This window comes from Dactylosporangium sp. NPDC051484 (assembly GCF_040689395.1).
Lineage (GTDB): Bacteria > Actinomycetota > Actinomycetes > Mycobacteriales > Micromonosporaceae > Dactylosporangium.
Window position 1 is genome coordinate 1 of sequence record NZ_JBFAZX010000086.1, and the last position, 1,714, is coordinate 1,714.

Here is a 1,714-nt window from a genome sequence, read left to right on the forward strand (position 1 = left end):
CCGCCTACGCGCCACCCACCACGACGTCGGCAAGACCACCAAACGAGACAAGACCCTCAAAGCTCGCAAGCAGCGCGAAGGTTAAACAACAAGCTCAGACAGCCGGTCGCCGCCGATGGCAGCCCGGTGGAACTGGACCCTGACCACCTCAAGTGGGAGATCACGCAGCAGCGACGTCTGGGTGACCTCCTCATGGCTAGCTCTTTCCAACAGGTCAGGCGTGTAGGCCAGGTCGTTGAGGGCGGTGAGGACATCGACCCGTACATCAGGCCCCAGCCGCTGTAGCCGCTCGTAGTACGTCGCTTCGCGGGCAAGTGAGAAGAACGCGGCGTCGAGTCTTTCGAACCGTTCCGGCAAGCTCGGAGCGGCATCCCAGTTGATCGGAACGCCGAACCCGCCGATCCGCACGTTGCCGATATCCCGGGGTGAACCATCCTGATCGATCACTATTAGGTAGAACTGAGTAACATAGCCATAGTCGTTCCAGCGATCTTCGATCAGGTAAGCAAGACCGGGAAGGGCGGGAACCTGAGCGCCGCTCGGCACATGCGTGCCGCGCGGAAGCCGGACAAACTGCACGAACAACCTCCACCGCACCCGTCAAGGCGCGTGACGTAACTGGTCGGGCTGAGACATGCCCGCTCGTACTGTAACGGCCGACGACAATCGCTCTGCTCGCATGCGGCCTGTCGGCGTCTGCACCCCGTCGCGCGAGACTCGCAACCTCGTCGGCGCCGAGGTCACGGTCACTGATTTAGACGAGGTGAGAAAAGAGCTGTCCAACGGCGTCACACGGCCGGACAATGACTCATCACTCAAGATCCATCACACATTTCGCGCCAGGTGCCCGTTTGGATCTGACCCACTTTCCGGATGCTGTTGGTGATCTTGAGGTCAGTCGTCGGCCAGCGCGCGGAAGAGTCCTTGTAGGCGGCTTCGTGGCCGTCGACGTCGGCCTGGTCCGTGTTGGGCGAGTCGGACGATGTTCGTGCCGGCGGCGGTGAGGACGTGCTGGACGTGGGTCTTGGCGAGTCCGCGGTATCGGCAGTGGCGTAGGCCGTGGGCGTGGACGGTTTCCGAGACGGTGGCCTCGCATCCGGCGCGCAGGGCATAGCGCCGTTTCCACTCGGGAGTTTGCTGTAGTGCTCGGTTCCGGGTTTGGATCTCCTGCAACGGCTCGGACAGTAGGAGCAGATGCCGGCCTTTGCCGTCAACGTTGCCGGTGCATTGCTGCCGGACCGTGCAGGCGCGGCAGTCCGCTCGCCGGAACAACACCGACAGGCGGGGTTTGCCATCCGCGACCGTAGGTTTCCACTGTGGACTGACCGCCCCTTGCGGACACGTCACGGTCTCGGTTTGCCAGTCGACGTGGAAGTCTTCCTTGGCGAAGCCGGGCCGCTCGACGGCACGGGGGTCCTGGCGGACCGGCCCGACAATCGCTATCCCGTGCGCAGTTGATGCCCGGTGCACCGTTTCGGGTGTGACGTAGCCGCTGTCGACGAGGTGCTCCGCCGGCGCCATACGCTGCCCGACCAGCGCGGTATGGATCGCGTCGACGACGCCGACATCCTGATCCGGGGCCGGGGTTGTCACGACGTGCACGATGAGGTTCGGCCGTTCCTCGTCGCAGGTCTCGGTCTGATGGTCCTTGTATCCGACCCATTCGACCTTGCCCGGCTTGTGGCTGAACCGGGCCTGCGGATCGTGCGGCGAC

2 protein-coding genes are annotated in these 1,714 nt (G+C 63.9%); both read right to left on the reverse strand.

Annotated features, from left to right (window positions below; genetic code table 11):
- Positions 1 to 81: 81 nt before the first annotated feature.
- Entirely contained in the window at positions 82 to 579 is a 498-nt protein-coding gene (locus AB0367_RS38715; RefSeq protein ID WP_366231499.1) for a hypothetical protein, read from the reverse strand.
- A 315-nt stretch (positions 580 to 894) separates the two neighbouring features.
- On the reverse strand, positions 895 to 1,714 hold an 820-nt coding region (locus AB0367_RS38720; RefSeq protein ID WP_366231500.1), incomplete at its 5' end, for a transposase.